5 protein-coding genes and 1 pseudogene are annotated in these 4,485 nt (G+C 65.5%); 4 read left to right on the forward strand and 2 right to left on the reverse strand.

From position 1 onward, the window contains the following. Position 1 precedes the first annotated feature (1 nt). The 4 genes from FM113_RS04015 to FM113_RS04030 all read left to right on the forward strand — a co-directional run bounded on the left by FM113_RS04015 (position 2) and on the right by FM113_RS04030 (position 3,023). A complete protein-coding gene (locus FM113_RS04015; RefSeq protein WP_087011761.1) occupies positions 2-139 on the forward strand; it encodes an iron chelate uptake ABC transporter family permease subunit in 138 nt (45 codons plus the stop codon). After that, positions 136-933: an ABC transporter ATP-binding protein gene (locus FM113_RS04020; protein ID WP_217895947.1), complete on the forward strand. Its 798-nt coding sequence runs from the start codon at positions 136-138 to the stop codon at positions 931-933. The genes FM113_RS04015 and FM113_RS04020 overlap by 4 nt, the downstream gene beginning before the upstream one ends. After that, positions 930-1,784 carry a DJ-1/PfpI family protein gene (locus FM113_RS04025; protein WP_087011763.1) on the forward strand — a complete coding sequence of 285 codons (855 nt, stop codon included), beginning with the start codon at positions 930-932 and terminating at the stop codon, positions 1,782-1,784. The genes FM113_RS04020 and FM113_RS04025 overlap by 4 nt, the downstream gene beginning before the upstream one ends. A gap of 534 nt (positions 1,785-2,318) precedes the next feature. Continuing rightward, entirely contained in the window at positions 2,319-3,023 is a 705-nt protein-coding gene (locus FM113_RS04030; RefSeq protein WP_369676683.1) for a helix-turn-helix domain-containing protein, read from the forward strand. On the opposite strand, the gene FM113_RS04035 is transcribed toward FM113_RS04030, so the two are convergent. Then, positions 2,978-3,406, reverse strand: coding sequence for a sulfate permease (locus tag FM113_RS04035; RefSeq protein ID WP_254908861.1), 429 nt, complete (start codon positions 3,404-3,406; stop codon positions 2,978-2,980). The genes FM113_RS04030 and FM113_RS04035 overlap by 46 nt on opposite strands. 150 nt (positions 3,407-3,556) lie before the next feature. Then, positions 3,557-4,485, reverse strand: a pseudogene (locus tag FM113_RS04040) (conjugal transfer protein); the annotation flags it as partial.

Below are 4,485 nucleotides of genomic sequence, written 5' to 3' on the forward strand. Positions count from 1 at the left end.
GTTGCTGCTCGTCGTTGTCGACATCGCCGCACGGCTCCTCCTGGCGCCGACGGAGTTGCCCGTCGGTCTGCTGACAGCGGCGGTTGGCGCACCCTTCTTCCTCTGGCTGATGCGCAGATTGGGACGGGTGGAAACATGAACTCAGAAACCAGCACCGCCACGGTGCCGTTGCATGTCGAGGCGGTGAGCGTCGATATCGCCGGGCGCCGCATCCTCCACGAAGCATCGCTCAGCGCGGACGGCGATATGCTCGGGCTGGTCGGCCCGAACGGCAGCGGAAAATCCACGCTGCTGCGCACCGTCTACCGAATGCTGCACCCCGCATCGGGACGCGTCACGGCGGGTGGCCGCGATGTCTGGGCCATTCCGGCGCGCGAGGCCGCACGGATCACCGCAGCTCTGGTGCAGGACGCGCCCAGCGATCTCGAACTGACCGTGGCAGAGTGCGTCGCTACGGGGCGCGTGCCGCACGGCCGTCTGCTCGGCGCAGAGACCGCAGCCGATCGTGCGGCCGTGCAGAACGCAATGATGGCTGTCGGAATCGAAGCCTATGCGGACCGTGATGTCGCCACGCTCTCCGGCGGTGAACGTCAGCGCGTTCAACTCGCCCGCGCACTCGCCCAAGAGCCGAGCATCCTCGTGCTCGATGAGCCAACGAATCACCTCGATGTCCAACACCAGCTCGAACTGCTCTCACTCGTCCGTCGGCTCGGGCGCACCACACTGGTGACCCTGCACGACCTCAACTTGGCCGCCGCATACTGCGACCGAATCGTGGTCATAGATCACGGAACGGTCATCGCCGCAGGCACACCCGAACACGTGCTTACCCCAACACTCCTGCTCGACGTCTTCGGCGTGCACGCCGCCGTCCTCAGCAACCCACTGACCGGCCGGCTCCAACTGGCATTCACCGAAAGGAAAAACCTTTGACCACTCACGATGCTCAACATGAAGCCACCGAAGCACACCTCCACGAGATGCGAGACACGTTATCGGGCACCGCGGACGGCGCGATCCGTGACCCTGACGCACAAGCGGCCTGGGACCGCTCCGTCGCAGCCCACCACGCCCTCGCCGCGCTGCCTGGCGTGACCACCGATGCGAGCGAGGACATCGTCATCGTTCTCCATCCCGACTTCGACACCCTCGACGTACTCGGCCCGCACTACTTCCTCTCATCGATGATGGGCGCGAAGATCCACTTCGCCACTACCGGGGAGCTCACCAAACCAGTTCGCAGCGCTAGCGGCATCCCTCTGCAACCCACGACCACACTTGTCGACGCCCCGGAGAACCCGACCGTTCTCCTTGTGCCCGGTGGCGACACGAGTGTGCTCCTCAAGGACTCCGCGGCCATCACCGCAATCCGTGAACTCGGCGCGCGGTCAAATCTCGTGGCGAGCGTGTGCACCGGCGCGATCGCGCTCGGGGCAGCCGGGCTTCTCAACGGCCGACGTGCGACCTCTCACTGGTCCGTGCGACATCTGCTTCCGGGGTACGGGGCCACGGCCATGGACGATCGTGTCGTCACCGACGGCAACGTCCTCACCGCTGCCGGAGTCACCGCGGGCATGGACCTCGCGCTCACCATCGTCGGGCGCCTACGGGGGCCAGAGTACGCCCGATTCCTCGAACTCGGAGCAGAGTACGCCCCCCAGCCTCCATACGGAGCAGGAACACCGCAGGCCGCGGGCCCTACTCTCACTGCACTCGCTCGTGACTTCTTTGCCCCGGTCGAGCAGTCACTTCGATCACGCCGGACGCATCTGGGGGAACTATGACCGGCCCTACATCACGACGCAGCAGATTCGGGCAGCAGGCCCACTGGCGAAGCGCCGGCGCTGTTCGAATGTCGTCCCTATCTACCGCTCGCCCCTGGCGACGAAGTGACCATCACGCTCGCGCTTGTCAGCGGACATCGCTTCCTCATCCTTGCCGAACCGCCGGATCAAGCTTACGGGTCGCTGACATCGTGGGAACTGCGCACCGGCTGCACTCCTTCCATCGTGCATCAAGACACTCGTTAGCTTTCGCCTGCGTGTAGCCCTGGTCGCTCTCACCTCAGATAAACCTTGACCGATTCCGTCCCTGCACCCCAGCGCCGCACCACGCCTCTGTTCTCGCCACTGGTCGCCCAGACTCGGTCTCACCACAGTCCGATTGACCCGGTCGCGTTTGACTGCGTGAAAGTGATCGTCGTTCGCAGTGGCAGCTCCCTGCTGCTCAGTGAGTTCGGCGCGCGGCATGTGAAGATCGGCGATGTCGTTCTCCTCGCTGCCCACACACTCTGCGGTGCAGAACCGGAAGGCAGCGTTATGACGACCACGATCTACCTCGACCGTGACTATGTGATCGATCAGGTCTTCTGGCAATTCGCTGCGCAGTTCTGCGACCGTCACAACGCCCGCGACTTCTTCGATGCCCATTACTCGACACCCGCGCAGATTGTCCGGATCGGCGAGGATCGGGCCGGGATGATCATGCCGTGGCTGGATGAGCTCGTTTCCCTCAGCGTGGACGGGCCGCAGCCTGAACGGTTCCTCCGGGCACAAGCGCTGCTCTTCTCGGTGCTCGATGTCGTCGTGCCATTCATGACGACGCCCGTCAGCAAAGCCAGTGCTGGTCGACGCGGCACTATGGTCCCCGCTGCGCCGCGACATCGTCAGTTCTCGCCGCTTCGCGTCGAAGCCCGACACGTCGCGCAGCTCATACGAGGCGATCCGGCGCGCCAATGGACCGTGCCGGAGCTGGCGGGGGCCGTTCACCTGTCGCCGTCACAGTTGAGGCGTGTGTTCGTGGTGGCGTTCGGGAAGGCACCCATCGCGTATCTGACGATGGTGCGCACTGAACGGATGGCGCATCTGCTGCGCTCGACCGTGTTTCCGGTCAAGCAGATCGCCGCAGAGGTGGGGTGGGCGGATGCTGACTTCGCGGCCCGCCAGTTCCGTCGGGGCCTTGGGGTAACGCCAACGGCTTACAGGCAGTTCGTGTGTGCGCCCGATTCGGATGACACGGCGTAGCCGCGTCCTGATCCAGCAGTGGTTGATCGGACCGCTTGCTTGACCGGCTCGGTGGATGCTCGTCGTTCGGCGTGAGCGGCCACGGCCTCGCGCACGCGGATCCGGGCGAGCAGGATCAGGCTGATGGGTCCCATGAAGATGAACTTCATCGTGTTCCACAGACACAGGAGAACCAGGAGGTTGAGCCATCCGGGTCCGCCGTCTGCGATGAGGGTGGTGAAGGTGCTCGCGGCCAGGAGGTAGGGCACGGCGAGGAGCATCGCGGGTACGCCCCATTTGAGTCCTCGGCGGGTGCGGATGGCGTCGAGGAGGATGTTGGTGGGCATGTAGCGGCGCAGGAATGCGCGGGTGTTGACGCTGAGGGTCCAGAGCTGGCGGATCATGACGGGGGTTCCTCTCACAGGCACGACGGATCGTCGAAGGCGGTGCGTGTGTGAGTGGCCTTGCGGCCTGCCCCGAGGAGCGTCATATCAAGGAGAAATCCGCCTCGCCCCAGGATATGACGCACCAGCGACTTTCGGAAGGGCGACCGGTCACAGGCCCCGGCGCGTCCCTTCGCGCCGCACCGTCCGCGAAAGGTCATCGCTGCCATCGACGCCCGCGAGGTCTCGGAGCCTCGCGAGAGCGGCTTTCGCTCGTGCCGCGTCGATCTTCTGCGCATCGGTATCGGACGCTGGGCCGAGCGGCGTGCGTGTGGTGATGCCGTAGCGATCGCGGTACGCGGCGACGGTTCGTGCTTGCCGTTTCCACGCTGCCGCAGCCCTCGTCTCTGCCGGTGTGTCTCCGAGCGCGAGCACCCATTCCTGCTGTTCGGCAATGGCTTGGTCGAGGATGGCTTCGGTACGCTGCTGGATCAACTCGCGCCGCTCCGTCAGTGCCCTCCGCATCGCCGCGGACATGGGCCCGGTTGCTTCGGGGATGAGGCCGGCGATCAGACGGGGTGCCTTGCGGGTACGACCAGAACCAGCCGGCCTCTCAGTGGCGCGGGCGAGACGGTGGTGCAGGACGGAGGCGATGTCATCGGCGCCTCCGAAGCCGCGGGCCGCGACCAGCCGCGGCATGAGGGCGTCGACGTTGTGGTGGTTCGCCTCCGCCCGCCGAAGCTCTGCGGTGAGGGCGCCGAATGCGTCGGAGCGGATCGTGTCTTCTGCTTCGTCCGGGGCGAGACCGGATTCGCGGATGAGGGTGGCGAAACGGTCGTGTTGGGCGGCTTGCGCGATCGTCTCATACTCGGCCACGAGCTGCCCCACCGACCCCCAGGCTTCGTGTTCGGCGGTGATCGTCTCGTGCGCGGAAAGCTCGGCACCGACGTGCTGCAGCACCCCGTAAAGAACACTCCGTGCGGTCACATCAGGATCATCCGCCGGGTGCGGAGTGGTGTGGTTGTCGTCGGGGCGGTCGGTGGCGACGTAGACGAGGTTCGCGTGCCGGCCGCGAGTCATCGCGACATACAGGTTCTCCC

Origin of the sequence: Leucobacter sp. 7(1), from assembly GCF_900163635.1 — a bacterium.
Taxonomy (GTDB): Bacteria; Actinomycetota; Actinomycetes; order Actinomycetales; family Microbacteriaceae; genus Leucobacter.

Coding starts and splice junctions, on each gene's coding strand:
- FM113_RS04020 (WP_217895947.1), top strand. CDS start 136: ATGAACTCAGAAACCAGCACCGCCACGGTGCCGTTGCATGTCGAGGCG.
- FM113_RS04030 (WP_369676683.1), top strand. CDS start 2,319: ATGACGACCACGATCTACCTCGACCGTGACTATGTGATCGATCAGGTC.
- FM113_RS04035 (WP_254908861.1), bottom strand. CDS start 3,406: ATGATCCGCCAGCTCTGGACCCTCAGCGTCAACACCCGCGCATTCCTG.